The sequence below is a fragment of the Oryzobacter terrae genome (genome assembly GCF_042756445.1).
Taxonomy (GTDB): Bacteria; Actinomycetota; Actinomycetes; order Actinomycetales; family Dermatophilaceae; genus Oryzobacter; species Oryzobacter terrae.
On record NZ_CP170578.1, the window covers coordinates 699,730 to 715,671 of the forward strand.

17 protein-coding genes are annotated in these 15,942 nt (G+C 73.3%); 7 read left to right on the forward strand and 10 right to left on the reverse strand.

What is annotated here, in order from left to right:
• Nucleotides 1–61: 61 nt before the first annotated feature.
• Complete coding sequence (locus ACFWN3_RS03315) at nt 62–544, reverse strand: hypothetical protein (RefSeq protein WP_377643410.1); 483 nt, start codon at nt 542–544, stop codon at nt 62–64.
• A 62-nt stretch (nt 545–606) separates the two neighbouring features.
• On the opposite strand from ACFWN3_RS03315, the gene ACFWN3_RS03320 reads away from it, so the two are divergent.
• Together ACFWN3_RS03320 and ACFWN3_RS03325 are read left to right on the forward strand one after the other, a co-directional pair.
• Nucleotides 607–1,158 (forward strand): PadR family transcriptional regulator, encoded by a 552-nt coding sequence (locus ACFWN3_RS03320; protein ID WP_377643412.1) that lies wholly within the window; start codon nt 607–609, stop codon nt 1,156–1,158.
• Nucleotides 1,145–2,023: an Fpg/Nei family DNA glycosylase gene (locus tag ACFWN3_RS03325; protein ID WP_377643413.1), complete on the forward strand. Its 879-nt coding sequence runs from the start codon at nt 1,145–1,147 to the stop codon at nt 2,021–2,023. Before ACFWN3_RS03320 ends, ACFWN3_RS03325 begins: the two co-directional genes overlap by 14 nt.
• 52 nt (nt 2,024–2,075) lie before the next feature.
• On the opposite strand, the gene ACFWN3_RS03330 is transcribed toward ACFWN3_RS03325, so the two are convergent.
• The 4 genes from ACFWN3_RS03330 to rimO all read right to left on the reverse strand — a co-directional run bounded on the left by ACFWN3_RS03330 (nt 2,076) and on the right by rimO (nt 5,117).
• A complete protein-coding gene (locus ACFWN3_RS03330; RefSeq protein WP_377643415.1) occupies nt 2,076–2,381 on the reverse strand; it encodes a helix-turn-helix domain-containing protein in 306 nt (101 codons plus the stop codon).
• Nucleotides 2,378–2,932: a CinA family protein gene (locus ACFWN3_RS03335; RefSeq protein WP_377643416.1), complete on the reverse strand. Its 555-nt coding sequence runs from the start codon at nt 2,930–2,932 to the stop codon at nt 2,378–2,380. Before ACFWN3_RS03335 ends, ACFWN3_RS03330 begins: the two co-directional genes overlap by 4 nt.
• Nucleotides 2,929–3,594, reverse strand: a complete 666-nt coding sequence (pgsA, locus tag ACFWN3_RS03340; protein ID WP_377645517.1) for a CDP-diacylglycerol--glycerol-3-phosphate 3-phosphatidyltransferase — start codon at nt 3,592–3,594, stop codon at nt 2,929–2,931. Before pgsA ends, ACFWN3_RS03335 begins: the two co-directional genes overlap by 4 nt.
• A gap of 92 nt (nt 3,595–3,686) precedes the next feature.
• Nucleotides 3,687–5,117, reverse strand: coding sequence for a 30S ribosomal protein S12 methylthiotransferase RimO (gene rimO / locus ACFWN3_RS03345; RefSeq protein ID WP_377643419.1), 1,431 nt, complete (start codon nt 5,115–5,117; stop codon nt 3,687–3,689).
• Between the two features lie 82 nt (nt 5,118–5,199).
• Here rimO and ACFWN3_RS03350 point away from each other — a divergent pair, with 82 nt between their 5' ends.
• Nucleotides 5,200–6,393: a dipeptidase gene (locus ACFWN3_RS03350; protein ID WP_377643421.1), complete on the forward strand. Its 1,194-nt coding sequence runs from the start codon at nt 5,200–5,202 to the stop codon at nt 6,391–6,393.
• 33 nt (nt 6,394–6,426) lie between these two features.
• Here ACFWN3_RS03350 and ACFWN3_RS03355 read toward each other — a convergent pair whose 3' ends face one another.
• The 4 genes from ACFWN3_RS03355 to dapA all read right to left on the reverse strand — a co-directional run bounded on the left by ACFWN3_RS03355 (nt 6,427) and on the right by dapA (nt 12,912).
• Complete coding sequence (locus ACFWN3_RS03355) at nt 6,427–7,128, reverse strand: ion channel (protein ID WP_377643423.1); 702 nt, start codon at nt 7,126–7,128, stop codon at nt 6,427–6,429.
• Between the two features lie 37 nt (nt 7,129–7,165).
• Nucleotides 7,166–9,868, reverse strand: coding sequence for a DNA translocase FtsK (locus tag ACFWN3_RS03360; RefSeq protein ID WP_377643426.1), 2,703 nt, complete (start codon nt 9,866–9,868; stop codon nt 7,166–7,168).
• 474 nt (nt 9,869–10,342) lie between these two features.
• The gene (locus ACFWN3_RS03365) at nt 10,343–12,028 is read right to left on the reverse strand and encodes a ribonuclease J (RefSeq protein WP_377643428.1); all 1,686 of its coding nucleotides are present in this window, start codon (nt 12,026–12,028) and stop codon (nt 10,343–10,345) included.
• Nucleotides 12,025–12,912, reverse strand: coding sequence for a 4-hydroxy-tetrahydrodipicolinate synthase (gene dapA / locus ACFWN3_RS03370; RefSeq protein ID WP_377643429.1), 888 nt, complete (start codon nt 12,910–12,912; stop codon nt 12,025–12,027). Before dapA ends, ACFWN3_RS03365 begins: the two co-directional genes overlap by 4 nt.
• A 162-nt stretch (nt 12,913–13,074) precedes the next feature.
• On the opposite strand from dapA, the gene ACFWN3_RS03375 reads away from it, so the two are divergent.
• From ACFWN3_RS03375 to ACFWN3_RS03390, 4 genes are all read left to right on the forward strand, one after another.
• Nucleotides 13,075–13,884, forward strand: a complete 810-nt coding sequence (locus tag ACFWN3_RS03375) for a thymidylate synthase (protein ID WP_377643431.1) — start codon at nt 13,075–13,077, stop codon at nt 13,882–13,884.
• Between the two features lie 13 nt (nt 13,885–13,897).
• On the forward strand, nt 13,898–14,365 hold the full coding sequence (locus tag ACFWN3_RS03380; RefSeq protein ID WP_377643433.1) for a dihydrofolate reductase: 468 nt from the start codon (nt 13,898–13,900) through the stop codon (nt 14,363–14,365).
• 25 nt (nt 14,366–14,390) lie between these two features.
• The gene (locus ACFWN3_RS03385) at nt 14,391–14,597 is read left to right on the forward strand and encodes a hypothetical protein (protein WP_377643435.1); all 207 of its coding nucleotides are present in this window, start codon (nt 14,391–14,393) and stop codon (nt 14,595–14,597) included.
• 105 nt (nt 14,598–14,702) lie between these two features.
• On the forward strand, nt 14,703–15,323 hold the full coding sequence (locus ACFWN3_RS03390; protein ID WP_377643437.1) for a pyridoxamine 5'-phosphate oxidase family protein: 621 nt from the start codon (nt 14,703–14,705) through the stop codon (nt 15,321–15,323).
• 99 nt (nt 15,324–15,422) lie between these two features.
• On the opposite strand, the gene ACFWN3_RS03395 is transcribed toward ACFWN3_RS03390, so the two are convergent.
• Nucleotides 15,423–15,851, reverse strand: a complete 429-nt coding sequence (locus ACFWN3_RS03395) for an OsmC family protein (protein ID WP_377643439.1) — start codon at nt 15,849–15,851, stop codon at nt 15,423–15,425.
• Nucleotides 15,852–15,942 lie beyond the last annotated feature (91 nt).

The following is a 15,942-nucleotide window of genomic DNA, read 5'->3' on the forward strand; positions in this document are numbered from 1 at the left end:
CCTTGGCCGCGTCCACCTGCTCCACCCGACAGCGCGTGCTCCGGCGCAGGTGGTAGTGCGGTCACCGCACCGACGGCGCCGTGGCGAGCGGAGAAGGGCGGCGTCGCGGCGGGCTGCCGAGGTCGGGGCCGGCGTCATCGGACTCGGGGAGGTCGTCGGCGGGTCGAGCCGGAGCGCGCCAGGGTCGCAACGAGCGCGCCTCGTGCCACGCGGCGACGGCGAGGACCGCGGTCACCGGCACCCAGAGGAAGCGCTCGGGCAGGCTCGGCGACGCGAGGTTGACGAGGGCACCCACCCCGGAGACGGCGGCCAGCCCGGCGTACAGGGCCCGCTGTCGCCCCAGGTCGTGCGGCCGACCGGTGGCCACGGCGACGAGCGCGCCACCCCAGAGCAGCGACGCGACGGCCGAGGTGACCCGCAGCGACGTCGGCAGGACGCCCTCGTGACCACCGCCGTACGCCAGCGCCGCGAGCGGCGCCCCGGCGGCCAGCGACACCTGGAACGCCGTGATCCCGCCGAGGCAGGCCACGACGACCGGACGCACCGACCCGATGTCCCCTGACTGTGCATATCTCACTGCTCATATCTAGCAGATAGCATGGGTCCGTGGCCAGACCGTCCCAGACCGAGCTCGCGGTGCTCGGGGCCCTGTCGACCGGCCCGATGACGGGCTACGAGATCCGCGGGGCCATCACCGGGGTCCTCGGGCACTTCTGGCACGAGAGCTTCGGGCAGATCTACCCGGCGCTCGGGCGGCTCGAGTCGCAGGGCGCGGTCCGCCGCCGTGCGCCCGGCCGCACGTCGGGATCGGTCTTCGAGCTCACCCGGTCGGGCCGCCGCCGGCTCAGGGCGCTCCTCGCCGAGCCAGGCCCCACGCCCCCCGCGCGCAACGCCCTCCTCCTGCGCCTGTTCTTCGGCGCCCACCTCCCCGACGGCGGCGCGCGCGACCTCCTCGCCGACGCCGAGGCCCGCGCCGCGGCCGCCCTCGAGGAGTACACCGCGGTCCGCGACGAGATCGAGGAGGAGCCGGCGCCCGACCCCGAGCAGGCGTACCGGACCATGACGCTGTCCTTCGGCGAGCACATGGCCCGCGCCCAGCAGGCCTGGGCGCGCGAGTGCCTGGCGATGCTCGAGGGGGGCTCCCGTGCCCGAGGGTGACACCGTCCACCGCACCGCCGACCGGCTCCACCGCGCCCTCGCCGGCCAGGTCGTCGAGCGGGCCGACCTCCGGTGGCCGTCGGTGCCCGACGTCGACCTCACCGGCTCGGTGACGACCGAGGTCGTCGCGCGGGGCAAGCACGTCCTCCACCGGTTCGACACCGGCGCGACCCTGCACACCCACCTGCGGATGGAGGGGCAGTGGCGCATCGAGCACCCCGGCCCGGCCACCGACCGCGCCCTGCGCCGCACCGACCTGCGCGCCGCCGTCCTCACCGCGCCGTGGTCGGCGGTCGGGCTGCGCCTCGGCATGCTCGACCTCGTCCCGACCGCGCGCGAGGGCGACCTCGTCGGTCACCTCGGCCCCGACGTCCTCGGCCCTGACTGGGACCCCGACGAGGTCACCCGGCGGGTCACCGGCTCACCGCGCCTCGTCGGCGACGTCCTCCTCGACCAGCGGGTGCTCGCCGGCGTCGGCACGTTCTGGGCGAGCGAGCTGCTCTTCATCGAGCGGGTCAACCCCTGGACCCCCGCCGCCACCCTCGACCCCGAGGCCGTGCGCCACCTCCTCGACCGCCTGCAGCGCCTCATGAGCACGGCCGCCGCCACCGGGTGGCAGGGCAGCACCGGGATCCAGCGCGCCGGCGAGGAGGCGTACGTCCACGCGCGCTCGGGGCGGCCGTGCCGCCGGTGCGGTGACACGGTGCGGGTCGCGCTCACCGGTGAGGCGCCGCGCCAGAGAACCCTGTTCTCGTGCCCGACCTGCCAGGGCGGCCTCGCGCCCACCGACGACGGACGACCGCAGCGGCCGCTCGGCACGACGGGACGCGGGCGCTCCCCCGGCTACGGCCGTGGGCGTCGCTGAGCCGCGAGCGGCCGAGCGCGCGGCACCACCGTGAGGTGGTCCGGGCGAGGGGTCAGGCCGCGGAGGCGGAGACCGTGTCGGCCTCGCGCGCCGGGACCGGCAGGCTGACCGGGGCGGTGAAGGTCTCGACCCGCTCGACGCGCTCCCGGACGAGACCGAGCACCTCGGAGAGGTGGAGGCCCAGCCCGCCGCACACGGCGGACAGCAGCTCGGAGGAGGCCTCCTTCGTGCCCCGCTCGAGCTCGCTGAGGTAGCCGAGGGACACCGAGGAGGACGAGGCCACGTCGCGCAGCGTGCGGCCCTGTTCCTGGCGGATCTCGCGGAGGACCTCCCCGAGCTCGTGTCGCAGCAGGATCACGGTGCCTCCTCTCGTTCGTCGTCAGCGGGTTCGTGCTGGGAACCACCGTACCCTCCGGCGCCCACGGCGTCGCGGAGGTTGCGGAGACCCCGCTCCAGGAGCGTGAGGACCGCGTCGACGCTCGCCGCGCGCACCTGCTCCCGGTCGCCGGTCAACGCGTGCTGCTCGACGAGGATTCCCCACGGCCCCGCGGCCCCGACGAAGACCGTCCCCACGGGCTGCCCGTCGGCCGGGTCGGGCCCGGCCACCCCGGTCGTCGACAGCCCGACGTCGCAGCCGACGACCTCGCCGACCCCGGTGGCCAGCTGTTCGGCGACGGGCGCGCACACCGCCCCCAGGGCGGCCAGCACCTCGGCGTCGACCCCGAGCACCGACGCCTTGACGTCGCTCGCATAGGCGACGACGCCGCCGCGCACGACCGCCGACGCCCCCGGCACGCTCGTCAGCGCGGCGCACACCAGCCCGCCGGTCAGCGACTCCGCGGTCGCGACGGTCAGGCCCCGTCGGACCAGCTCGGGCACGACGCGCGCGGCGACCTCGTGCGGGCTCACTGGCCCGGCCGTCCCTCCCGGGCGCGCTCGGCGGCCCGTGCGGACGCCCGCTCGGCGCGCTCGGCCCGCTTGCGCAGGGCGCGCTCGCTCGTCTGCCGCAGGCGCAGGGCCTGCACGAGGTAGTCGACCCCCGTGACCACGGTGACGACGACGGCCGCCCCGAGCAGGCCCCAGGCGAGGGCGTCCCAGAGGTGGGGCGCCGGCAGGGTCGAGCGTGGCCACAGGAAGAACCCGATGCCGAAGGTCTGCAGGAGCGTCTTGACCTTGCCGCCGCGCCCGGCCGCCATGACCCCGTGGCGGATGACCCAGAACCGGACGGCGGTGATCCCCCACTCGCGCACGAGGACGACGGTCGTCACCCACCACCACACCTCGCCGACCGCGGACATCCCTACGAGCGCCATCGTCACGAGGGCCTTGTCGGCGATGGGGTCGAGGACCTTGCCGACGTTCGTCACGAGGTCGCGGCTGCGGGCGAGGTCGCCGTCGATCCGGTCGGTCAGCATCGCGACGGCGAAGACCCCGAACGCGGCCCAGCGGTAGCCGGTGCTCAGCCCGTCGTCGACGAGGAGCAACCACCCGAAGACCGGCACGAGGACGAGGCGGAAGACCGTGAGGTAGTTCGCGATGTTCCACGCGCTCGGTCCCGTCGCCGGGACGATCGGGCTCGCCGGGTCGATGCCGGCGCGGTACGGGTCGGTCGCCCGCCCCTCGGCGAGGGGTCCGGGGCGCACCGGGCGGACGGGCTTGTCGGTCACGCCACCTCCACGACGAGGTCGACACCGATCGAGTCCACGACGACGCCCCGCACGACCGAGCCGACGGCCGGGAGGGCGGCGCCCTCGGCCACGTGGACCAGGCAGGTGCCGTCGACGTCGGGCCCCTGGTGCTCGGCCCGGCCGACGGCGACCCCCGGCTCGTCCTCGTCGTACTCCTCGACGAGGACGGCGACCTGCTCCCCCACCCGCTCGGCGGCGCGCTGGGAGGTCAGCTGCTCCACGAGGGCCGTGAGCCGCTCGACGCGCTCGGCGACGACGTCCTCGGGTAGGTGGTCCTCGAGGTGCTCGGCCTCGGTGCCGTCCTCGTCGGAGTACCCGAAGACGCCGACGACGTCGAGGCGGGCCCGGGTGAGGAAGTCCTCGAGCTCGGCGACGTCGGCCTCGGTCTCACCCGGGAAGCCGACGATGACGTTGCTGCGGATGCCGGCCAGCGGCTCGCGCGCGCGGACCCGCCCGATGAGCTCGAGGAACGCCTCGGTGCCGCCGAAGCGACGCATCCGGCGCAGCAGGGTGCTCGAGGCGTGCTGGAAGGACAGGTCGTACCAGGGCATGACCCCGGAGGTCGTCGCGATCGCCTCGAGCAGGCCGGGGCGGACCTCGGCGGGCTGGAGGTAGGAGACGCGCACCCGGTCGATGCCCTCGATGGCCGTCAGCTCGGGGAGCAGCTTCTCGAGGAGGGCGAGGTCGCCGAGGTCCTTGCCGTACGACGTGGAGTTCTCGCTCGCGAGGAAGAGCTCGCGCACCCCCTGCTGCGCCAGCCAGCGGGCCTCGGCGACGACGTCGGTGGGGCGGCGCGAGACGAACGAGCCGCGGAACATGGGGATGGCGCAGAACGAGCAGCGGCGGTCGCAGCCGCTCGCGATCTTCAGCGGCGCCCACGGGCGGGCGTCGAGGCGGGCCCGGACGAACTGGGCGCCCTCGCCGTCGCCGTGTCCCGGCACGGCGACGCCGGCGGCGGCGTCGGCACGGTCGAGGGGCGTCAGCGGCAGCAGCTGACGGCGGTCGGAGGGCACGTGCGATGCCAGCTTCTCGCCGTCGAGGACGGCGCGCAGGTGCGAGGACATGTCGCGGTAGGAGTCGAAGCCGAGGACGGCGTCGGCGTCGGGGAGCTCGTCGGCCAGGGTCTGCCCGTAGCGCTCGGCCAGGCAGCCGACGGCGACGACGGCCTTGGTGCGGCCGGTCTGCTTGAGGTCGGCGGCCTCGAGGAGGGTGTCGATGGAGTCCTTCTTCGCCTGCTCGACGAAGCCGCACGTGTTGACGACCGCGACGTCGGCGTCGGCGGCGTCGTCGACGAGGGTCCAGCCCTCCGCGGCGAGGCGTCCGGCGAGCTCCTCGGAGTCGACCTCGTTGCGCGTGCACCCGAGGGTCACGAGGGCCACACTGCCGCGCGTCGAGGAGAGGGCCATGCCCGCCACTCTAGTTGCGCGGCGGCGAGCGGCCCGCACCCGGCGGAGCGGCTCGCCCGCACCCGGCGGATAGGGTCGCCGCATGCCTGGCGACACGCTGTCCCGGATCCGCACGCTGCTGCGCGACCACCCGGTCGTCGACGGCCACAACGACCTCCCGTGGGAGGCGCGCGAGCGGGTCGCCTACGACTGGGACCGGCTCGACATCGCCGTCGCCGGCCAGCCGACGCACACCGACGTCCCCCGGCTGCGCGAGGGCGGGGTGGGCGCCCAGTTCTGGTCGGTCTTCGTCCCCGCCACGCTCGCGGGCGAGGCCGCCGTCACGGCGACGCTCGAGCAGGTCGACGCCGTCCGGACCATGGCCGCCCGCTACCCCGAGACCTTCGCCCTCGCGACGACCCGCGCCGAGGTCGAGGCCGCGTGGGCGTCGGGCCGGATCGCCTCGCTCATGGGCGCCGAGGGCGGGCACAGCATCGACTCCTCCCTCGGCACGCTGCGGATGCTCCACGCGCTGGGGGTCCGCTACCTCACCCTGACCCACAACGACAACGTCCCCTGGGCCGACTCGGCCACCGACACCCCGGTCCACGGCGGGCTGTCCCCGTTCGGCCGCGAGGTCGTGCGCGAGATGAACCGGCTCGGGATGCTCGTCGACCTCAGCCACGTCTCGGCCGACACGATGCGCGACGCCCTCGACACCACCGAGGCCCCCGTCGTGTTCTCGCACTCCTCGGCCCGCGCCGTGTGCGACCACCCGCGCAACGTGCCCGACGACGTCCTCGAACGCCTCCCCGGCAACGGCGGCGTCTGCATGGTGACCTTCGTGCCGCGGTTCGTCTCGCAGGCCGCGCGCGACTGGGCGCTGGAGGTCGACGACGCCGCCGCGGCCGCCGGCGTCGACACCGAGGACGCGCCGACCTTCGAGCCGTGGCTCGCGCAGTGGCGCGTCACCCACGAGCTGCCCGTCGTGACGCTCGACGACGTCGTCGCGCACGTCGAGCACGTCCGCGAGGTCGTCGGCCCGGGCCACGTCGGGCTCGGCGGCGACTACGACGGGGTCGACGTCCTGCCGCAGGGCCTCGAGGACGTCAGCGGGTACCCGCGGCTCCTCGCGGCCCTCGCCGACCGGGGCTGGACCGACGCCGACCTGGGCGCGCTCGCCGGCGGCAACGCGCTGCGGCTCCTCGGCGACGCCGAGGTGCGAGCCGCCGAGATCGGCGCGACGCGCGGGCCGAGCCTGGCCCGGATCGAGGACCTCGACGGGACCGCCCACTGACGCGGTCCCGGCACGGGCGGGGACCGCGCGAGGTCACATTCGCGAGCGCATGACGGTCAGCGCCACGAGGCGCGAGATGACCATCGCGACGTACATGACGCCGCCGAGCTGCTCGAGCGTGCCGATGGCGCGCGCCTGCGGCTTGATCGGGACCACGTCGGAGAGACCGACGCTCGTGAGGTTGGCCGCCGAGTAGTACAGGAGCTCGAGCAGGGTGCGCTGGCCCGGCCCGGTGAACGAGGTGAACGAGCCCTGCCAGAACTCCTGCGTGGCGAGGTAGACGTAGGCGAAGGCGAACATCAGCACGGTGAAGCAGGCGCCGACGGCGAACAGCTCGTCCTTGGTGACCCAGTAGTCCTCGAACATGTACGAGATGAGCGCGTACGCCGTGTAGAAGTAGAAGAGCGCCAGGGCGGTGTGCGCGAGCGCGAGGATGAGCGAGTCGTCGGTGAAGAAGGTCCACACCTCGAAGACCGCCGCGGGCAGCGCGAGCGTCGCCGACAGCCAGGTGAGCGCCGGCGTGCTGCGCACCGTGAAGACCGCGATGACGAGGGCCGAGAGGCTGAGCAGCGAGATGACCGCCCGTCCTCCCTCCGCGCTCTCGAGGAACGGGAGCAGGAGGATGACGAGCACCTGGACGCCGAGCAGGAACGCCGAGGGCTGCTTGCGCAACGTGGCCCGCCAGCGTGCCGACCGTGACGGCGGCTCGCGCAGGTCCTCCCAGGTCGAGGTCATGGCGACACTGTAGGCGGGGGGCCGGTCCCGATCACGCTCACGGGCGACCCGTGAGCCCCCAGGCGTCCTCGCCGTCGTCCTCGTCTCCGAGGTCGCCGCCCCGGTCGACGGCCACCGGGTGGCGGGCGAGGTCGTCGGCCACCGCGTCGCCGCCGTACCCGCGCACCGGCACCTCCGAGGTGTCGTCGGCGGAGTCGTCGGTGACGGGCAGCGGCGCGAGGTCGTCGTAGGGCACGTCGACGTCGGGGACGTCGTCGCCACGCAGGAGGGCGAGGGTCATCGCGAGGTCGTCGGGCTTGACGAGGACGTCGCGCGCCTTCGACCCCTCCGACGGGCCCACGACGCCGCGGCTCTCGAGGAGGTCCATGAGGCGGCCGGCCTTGGCGAACCCGACGCGCAGCTTGCGCTGGAGCATCGAGGTCGAGCCGAACTGGGTCGTCACGACGAGCTCGGTCGCCTGGAGGAGCAGGTCGAGGTCGTCGCCGATGTCGTCGTCCATCTGCTTCTTCGGCGCGGTCACCGTGACGTCGTCGCGGTAGCGCGGCTTCAGCTGGTCGGTGACGTGCTTGACGACCGCGTGGATCTCGGACTCGGTGACCCAGGCGCCCTGGACGCGCATCGGCTTGCTGGCGCCCATCGGGAGGAAGAGGGCGTCGCCCTGGCCGATGAGCTTCTCGGCGCCCGGCTGGTCGAGCACGACCCGGCTGTCGGCCAGCGAGGACGTCGCGAACGCCATCCGCGACGGCACGTTGGCCTTGATGAGGCCGGTGACGACGTCGACGCTCGGGCGCTGGGTGGCCAGCACGAGGTGGATGCCGGCGGCCCGGGCGAGCTGGGTGATCCGCACGATCGACTCCTCGACGTCGCGCGGCGCCACCATCATGAGGTCGGCGAGCTCGTCGACGACGACGAGGAGGTAGGGGTAGGGCGAGATGACCCGCTCCGAGCCCGGCAGCGGCTTGACCTTGCCGGCCTTGACCGCCTTGTTGAACTCGTCGACGTGCTTGAACCCGAACGCGGCGAGGTCGTCGTAGCGCGTGTCCATCTCGCGCACGACCCACTGGAGGGCCTCGGCGGCCTTCTTCGGGTTGGTGATGATCGGGGTGATGAGGTGCGGGATGCCCTCGTACGCCGTGAGCTCCACGCGCTTCGGGTCGACGAGGACCATGCGGACCTCGTCGGGGGTCGAGCGCATGAGGATCGAGGTGATCATCGAGTTGACGAAGCTCGACTTGCCCGCGCCGGTCGCGCCCGCGACGAGCAGGTGGGGCATCTTGGCGAGGTTGGCGATGACGTAGCCGCCCTCGACGTCCTTGCCGACGCCCATGACCATCGGGTGGTCGGTGCCGCGGGCGACCTGGCTGCGCAGGACGTCGCCGAGGCTGACCTTCTCGCGGTCGGTGTTCGGGATCTCGATGCCGATGGCCGACTTGCCCGGGATCGGGCTGAGGATGCGGACGTCGGCGCTGGCGACGGCGTACGCGATGTTCTTGCTCAGCGCGGTGACCCGCTCGACCTTGATGCCGGGGCCGAGCTCGACCTCGTACCGCGTGACGGTCGGGCCACGGCTGAAGCCGGTGACCTGGGCGTCGATCTCGAACTGGTCGAGGACCTGGGTCAGCGAGTCGACGACCCGGTCGTTGGCGGCGCTGCGGGCCTTGTGCGGGCTGCCGGGCTCGAGGACGGCGGAGTCGGGCAGCGTGTAGGTGATGTCGCCGGCGAGCGAGAGCTGCTCGACGCGCTGCGGCAGCGGGGTCGTGGGAGGGGCCTCGAGGGTGGCGCGCTCGGGGACGGGACCGCGGGCGGCGGGGCCGGCGGCCGCGGTGGCGTCGGCGCCGGTGGCGTTGGCCGGCAGCGGCGCGGGGCGCTTCTGGCCGGGGCGCAGGCGCTTGCCGGTGACCGGGTCGACGACCGCGGCCTGCTCGAAGGCCTCGTCGTCGGTGAGGGCGTCGGCCTCGAGGTCGGCGCGGGTGCGACGACGGCGCGGGGTCGTGGCGGGCTCGACCGGGGCGGCCTCGGCCGGGGTGTGCCCGGTGAGGCGCGCGAGGAGCGCCGAGAGGCGCTCGGGGACCTGGTGGAGCGGCGTCGCCGTGAGGACGAGGAGGCCGAAGAGGCCGAGGAGGAGCAGGAGCGGGACGGTCCCGTAGACCGACACCGCGGCCTCGAGCGGGCTCGAGGCGAGGAAGCCGATGATGCCGCCGGCCGCGCGCATGCCGGCGGCGCCCTCGGGGGGCGTCGGGATGTCGGCCGCGACGTGGGCGAGGCCGCACGCGGAGAAGGCGAGGGCTGCGGTGCCGACGAGGAGGCGGGAGCTGTTCGACTCCTCCTTGGGGGCGCGCAGGAGGTGGATGCCGACCGCGAGGAGGACGAGCGGCACGGCGTAGCCGACCCGGCCGAAGGTGCCGGCGACGACGGCGTGGACGACGGTGCCCACCGGACCGCGCATGCCCCACCACTCGCGGGCGGCGACGACGACGGCGAGGGCGACGAAGAGCAGGCCGAGCCCGTCGCGGCGGTGCTCGGGCTCGAGGTCGCGCCCGGTGTCGCCCACCTTGCGGGCGACGGCCCCGGTGGCGTGCGCCAGGCCCATCCAGGTGCTCTGGACGGCCCGCAGCGGCAGCGGCAGGCCGCCGGACGCGGGCCTGCGGGAGGTTCCGGTGCGGCGTGCGGGGGCGCGCCGGGTCGCGGGCCGGGTCGTGGAGGACCGGCCGCGCGCCGAGGAGGACGTGCGAGTCGCCATGGGCGCAGGCTACGGCAGAGTCACAGCAGACTCACGCGTCACACGCGGCACGACGGCGAGGAGTCCGCGGTACCGGCCGGGCCGGTCGGACTCCGATGACGGAGGACCTGGCACCTCTCGGCGACTGCTGCAGCGTTCCCGGTGCACCTGACCCCCTGCGGTCAGATGCACCGGGCGACGTGCGACACCCCTGCTCGGAAATCTCACGTCGAGGTCGCTGTTCTTTGACCTCCGCTGACGAGAACTTTACGAACTCATTACCTTTCGCGCTGCCCCCTACCACCAAATGGCCGGAAGATGCCACCGAAACGAGTCCCATGAGTCCCAACCGTGACCAGGGCCCTCGAGAGTCACACCAACCACACCCGTGGACACCGGCGCCTCTCCGAAGGTCAAGGAATGGCAAAAATCGGCCAGCGACACGCCGCGCACTCGGGTGGCGGACTCCCGGAGGTGGTGGTAATCCGGCCCCGATCAGGCCTCGACGACCATCGGGATGATCATCGGGCGACGGCGGATCTTGCGGCCGACCCACCCGCCGACCGAGCGGCGGATGACCTGCTGGAGCTGGTAGGTGTCGGCGACCCCACCGGCGGTGGCCTCGTCGAGCGCCTTGACCAGGCCCGGCATGATGTCGTCGAAGATCTCCTCGTCCTCGACGAAGCCCCGAGCGGTGATCTCGGGCCCGGCGACGACCTTCCCCGTCATCGAGTCGACGACGACGATGACCGAGATGAAGCCCTCGTCACGCAGGATGCGGCGGTCCTTCAGCAGCGCCTCGTCGGCCTCCCCGACCGACGACCCGTCGACGTAGACGTACCCGCACGGCACGGCGCCGGTGATCCGGGCGCGGCCGTCGACGAGGTCGACGACGACCCCGTCCTCCGCGACGACGACGTTGCGCCGCGGCACCCCGGTCGCGATGGCGAGCTCGGCGTTGGCCACGAGGTGGCGCCACTCGCCGTGGACCGGCATGACGTTCCTCGGCTTGACGATGTTGTAGCAGTAGAGGAGCTCGCCGGCGCTGGCGTGGCCGGAGACGTGGACCTTGGCGTTGCCCTTGTGGACGACGGTCGCGCCGAGGCGCATCAGGCCGTTGATGACGCGGTAGACGGCGTTCTCGTTGCCGGGGATGAGCGAGGACGCCATGAGGACGGTGTCGCCCGTGCCGACGTCGATGCGGTGGTCGCGGTTGGCCATCCGCGACAGGGCCGCCATCGGCTCGCCCTGCGACCCGGTGCAGATGAGGACGACCTGGTCGTCGCGCAGGTGGTCGAGCTTCTTGACGTCGACGAGGACGCCGTCGGGCACCTTGAGGTAGCCCAGGTCGGCGGCGATGCCCATGTTGCGCACCATCGAGCGCCCGACCATGGCGACCTTGCGGCCGGCCTTCTCGGCGGCGTCGAGGACCTGCTGGACCCGGTGCACGTGCGAGGAGAAGCAGGCGACGATGATCCGGCGCTCCGCGTGGCGGAAGACCTTGTCGATCGCGGGCGAGATCTCGCGCTCGGGCGTCGTGAAGCCCGGGACCTCGGCGTTCGTGGAGTCGGTGAGGAAGAGGTCGACGCCCTCCTCCCCCAGCCGCGCGAAAGCGCGCAGGTCGGTGAGGCGGCCGTCGAGCGGCAGCTGGTCCATCTTGAAGTCGCCGGTGTGCAGCAGGGTGCCGCCGGAGGTGCGCACCGCGACGGCGAGCGCGTCGGGGATGGAGTGGTTGACGGCGACGAACTCGCAGTCGAAGTGGCCCAGGCGCTCGCGGTCGCCCTCCTTCACGCCGAGCGTGTAGGGGGTGATGCGGTGCTCCTTGAGCTTGGCCTCGATGAGCGCGAGGGTCAGCGTCGAGCCGACGAGCGGGATGTCCTTGCGCAGGCGCAGCAGGTAGGGGACGGCGCCGATGTGGTCCTCGTGGCCGTGCGTGAGGACGATCGCCTGGATGTCGTCGAGCCGGTCCTTGATGTACTCGAAGTCCGGGAGGATGAGGTCGATGCCGGGGTGGTGGTCGTCCGGGAAGAGCACGCCGCAGTCGATGACGAGCAGCTGGCCGCGGTGCTCGACGACCGTCATGTTCCGGCCGACCTCGCCGAGGCCGCCGAGGGCGACGACGCGGACGCCACCGTCCGCGAGTGGGCCGGGCAGCTCGAGCTCGGGGTGCGGGTGGCTCATCGGGTGGGCAGCGTCGCGAGGGCGGACCGGAGCGCGTCGAGGTGCGCCGGCGGACTCTCGAGCAGTGGCAGGCGGACGAACGCCGACTCGATGACGCCGAGCTCGACGAGGGCGGCCTTGGCCATGATCGCTCCCTGCGACGGCGACATGATCGCGTCGACGACCGGCAGGAGTGCCTCGTTGATGCGCCGGGCCTCGGCGAGGTCGCCGCGGGCGACCGCCTCGACCATCGCCCGGTACTGCGCCCCCGCGACGTGGCCGACGACCGACACGGTGCCGGAGGCGCCGATGGCGAGCAGCGGCAGCGTCAGGGCGTCCTCGCCGCTGAACCACAGCAGGTCGGTGGCGGCGATCGCCTTCGTCGAGGCTGCGAGGTCGCCCTTGGCGTCCTTGACCGCGACGATCCGCGGGTGGTCGGCCAGGGTCACGAGCGTGTCGTGGGTGAACGGGATGCCGGTGCGGCCGGGGATGTCGTAGAGCATGACCGGCAGCTCGGTGGCGTCGGCGACGGCGTGGCAGTGCGCGACGAGCCCGGCCTGGGTCGGCTTGTTGTAGTAGGGCGAGACGAGGAGGAGGGCGTCGGCGCCCACCTCGGCGGCCCGGCGCGCCATCGCCACCGCGTGGCGGGTGTCGTTGGAGCCGACGCCGGCGACGACCGCGGCCCGGCCGGCGGCGCGCTCCTTGACCCGCTGCACCATCGCGATGCTCTCGTCGTCGGTGAGGGTGCTCGCCTCCCCGGTCGTGCCGTTGACGACGAGGCCGTCGTGACCGGTCTCGAGGAGGTGGTCGACGAGTGCGTCGGTGCCCTTCTCGTCGACCTCGCCGTCGAGGGACATGGGGGTCACCATCGCCGTGAGAACTGTGCCGAAGGGGTTGCTCGTCATGGCCCCAAGGGTAGTGGTCCGCGGCGGCGGGACTTCTCCCCGCGGCCGGGGCGCGCCCGTGCACCCCACGGCCCTCGCCGGACGGCAGGCTCGCCGCGGCGCCGGACCGGGGGTCGAGGGCGCCGCCACCCCACCGTCGGGCGGCGGGCCTAGGCTGGCCCCGTGCGCCAGTACCTCGACCTCCTCGACCACGTGATGACGACCGGGGTCGACAAGTCCGACCGCACCGGCACGGGCACCCGCAGCGTGTTCGGGTACCAGATGCGCTTCGACCTCGCCCAGGGCTTCCCGGTCGTCACGACGAAGAGGCTGCACCTGCGCTCGATCATCGGCGAGCTGTTGTGGTTCCTGCGCGGCGACACCAACGTGCGCTGGCTCCAGGAGCGCGGCATCTCCATCTGGGACGAGTGGGCCGACGAGCTCGGTGACCTCGGTCCCGTCTACGGGCACCAGTGGCGGTCGTGGCCCACCCCCGACGGGCGCCGGGTCGACCAGATCGAGAAGGTCGTCGAGTCGATCCGCACCAACCCCGACTCGCGGCGGCACATCGTCTCGGCGTGGAACGTCGCCGACGTCGACGACATGGCCCTCCCCCCGTGCCACGCGCTCTTCCAGTTCTACGTGCGGCCCGCCTCCGACGGCGGGCCCGCCCTCCTCGACTGCCAGCTCTACCAGCGCAGCGCCGACATCTTCCTCGGGGTGCCGTTCAACATCGCGTCGTACGCGCTGCTGACGATGATGGTCGCGCAGCTCACCGACCTGCGACCGGGCCACTTCGTCCACACCCTGGGTGACGCGCACCTGTACTCCAACCACGTCGAGCAGGCGCGCCTCCAGCTCACCCGGGAGCCGCACCCCCTCCCGACGATGCGGATCACGCCACGCGAGTCGATCGACGCCTACGACCTCGACGACTTCGAGCTCGTCGGCTACGAGGCGCACCCGCCCATCAAGGCGCCGATCGCGGTCTGAGGGACTGGTTCTCGTGACTCGGATCTCGCTCATCGCCGCGGTGGCGCGCAACGGCGTCATCGGCCACCAGGGTGGCATGCCGTGGCACCTGCCCGAGGAGCTGAAGCACTTCAAGGCCACGACGATGGGACACCCCCTCGTCATGGGGCGCCGGACCTTCGACTCCATCGGCCGGCCCCTGCCCGGGCGGCGCACCGTCGTCGTGACGCGCGACCCGTCGTGGCAGCACGCCGGTGTCGAGACGGCGCACTCGTTCGCCGAGGCGATCTCGCTGGCCGGCCCCGCCGACGAGGTCTACGTCGCCGGCGGGGCGCAGGTGTACGCCGAGGCCATCCCGTTCGCGCACCGCCTCGTCCTCACCGAGGTCGACGCGGAGCCCGAGGGCGACACCTGGTTCCCCGAGTGGAACCGCGAGGAGTGGCGCGAGGTCTCGCGCGAGCCGCACGACGGCTGGTCCCACGTCGTCTACGAGCGGGTCTGACGCGGCACCCCGGTACGGTCGGACGATGAGCCAGCCGCCGGACCAGGACGACGTCGACGAGCGCGCCCACCTGCTGCCCGAGGAGCTCGCGGTCGGCAGCGACGACCCGCAGGAGCAGGCCCGCGTCATCCTCGAGGAGTCGCAGGAGCGCACCGAGCACCCGGAGGAGACCCGCGCCGACTCGACGCAGTCGCCGGACCCGGACGAGGTCTCCCCACGCTCCTCGGAATGACCCGCCAGGGCCTCGACGCGAGGGCCCTCGAGGACGAGACTCACCCCTGAGGGACGGCCGCCGCGACACCGTCGTCACGGTGGCCTTCCCGGACGGGAGGTCCCCATGCCGGCCGGCTTCGGAACGGGCAGCCGCACGCTGCAGGACGAGTTCGGGACGCGCGCCCTCGCCGACCGGATCGACACGCTCCTCGTCCACGACACCATCGACGAGGGCGACCGTGCCTTCATCGAGGCCCGGGACATGTTCTTCCTCGCGACGACCGACGCCGACGGGCGCCCGACCTGCTCCTACAAGGGCGGCGAGCCCGGCTTCGTGCGGGTGCTCGACGAGCGCACCCTCGTCTTCCCCTCGTACGACGGGAACGGGATGTACCTCTCGCTCGGCAACGTCGTCGACCACGGGGCGGTCGGGATGCTGTTCATCGACCTCGAGCAGGGCCACCGGATGCGGCTCGACGGCACGGCCACGATCGACCTCGCGGACCCCCTGCGCGAGGAGTACCCCGAGGCACAGCTCGTCGTGCGGGTCACGGCCCGGGCCGTGTACCCGAACTGTCCGCGCTACATCCACCGCTACGAGCTGGTCCGCCGCTCCCGGTTCGTCCCGCGCGAGGACTGCCTCACGCCGGTCCCCGAGTGGAAGCGGTCGGACTGGGCGAGCGACGTGCTTCCCGAGCACGACCCGGCCCGCGAGCCCGGTGAGCGCGAGGTCCTCGGCCGCTGAGCCGGAGGGTCACGGCGCTCCTCGGTCGCCACCGAGCTCCCCACGGCGCAGGAGGTGTCGTGGTCTCGACACCTCCTGCGGCCGTGGCGGGCGGCGGGCTCACTCGGCGAAGGTGGCCTCGAGGGTGATCGGCACGGCCGAGAGCGCCTGGCTCACGGGGCAGTTCGCCTTGGCGCCCTGGGCGGCCTCCTCGAACTGCTCGGCGGTGATCCCGGGCACCGAGCCGACGACCTTGAGCACGATCCCGGTGATCCCGGTGCCGGGCTGGAAGGTGACCTCGGCCGTCGTGTCGACCGTCGTGGGAGGGGTGCCCGCCTGGGCGAGGCCGTGGGAGAGCGCCATCGAGAAGCACGTGGAGTGCGCCGCGGCGATGAGCTCCTCGGGGCTGGTGACCCCGTTCGGCGCCTCGGCGCGGGCGGGCCAGTTGACGTCGAAGCTGCCGACGCCGGAGGACTCGAGGGTGACCTGGCCGGCCCCCTCCATGAGGGAACCCTCCCAGTGGGCGGATGCGGTGCGGGTGGTGGCCATCAGCTGCTCCTTCGCATGGGGGACGTCTCCCGCCGACCCTACCCACGAGGCCCGCGGCCGGAGCCGGGTGCCCGCGGGGCAGACACGGACG

Coding starts and splice junctions, on each gene's coding strand:
- rimO (WP_377643419.1), bottom strand. CDS start 5,117: ATGGCCCTCTCCTCGACGCGCGGCAGTGTGGCCCTCGTGACCCTCGGG.
- ACFWN3_RS03350 (WP_377643421.1), top strand. CDS start 5,200: ATGCCTGGCGACACGCTGTCCCGGATCCGCACGCTGCTGCGCGACCAC.
- ACFWN3_RS03355 (WP_377643423.1), bottom strand. CDS start 7,128: ATGACCTCGACCTGGGAGGACCTGCGCGAGCCGCCGTCACGGTCGGCA.
- ACFWN3_RS03360 (WP_377643426.1), bottom strand. CDS start 9,868: ATGGCGACTCGCACGTCCTCCTCGGCGCGCGGCCGGTCCTCCACGACC.
- ACFWN3_RS03365 (WP_377643428.1), bottom strand. CDS start 12,028: ATGAGCCACCCGCACCCCGAGCTCGAGCTGCCCGGCCCACTCGCGGAC.
- dapA (WP_377643429.1), bottom strand. CDS start 12,912: ATGACGAGCAACCCCTTCGGCACAGTTCTCACGGCGATGGTGACCCCC.
- ACFWN3_RS03385 (WP_377643435.1), top strand. CDS start 14,391: ATGAGCCAGCCGCCGGACCAGGACGACGTCGACGAGCGCGCCCACCTG.
- ACFWN3_RS03390 (WP_377643437.1), top strand. CDS start 14,703: ATGCCGGCCGGCTTCGGAACGGGCAGCCGCACGCTGCAGGACGAGTTC.
- ACFWN3_RS03395 (WP_377643439.1), bottom strand. CDS start 15,851: ATGGCCACCACCCGCACCGCATCCGCCCACTGGGAGGGTTCCCTCATG.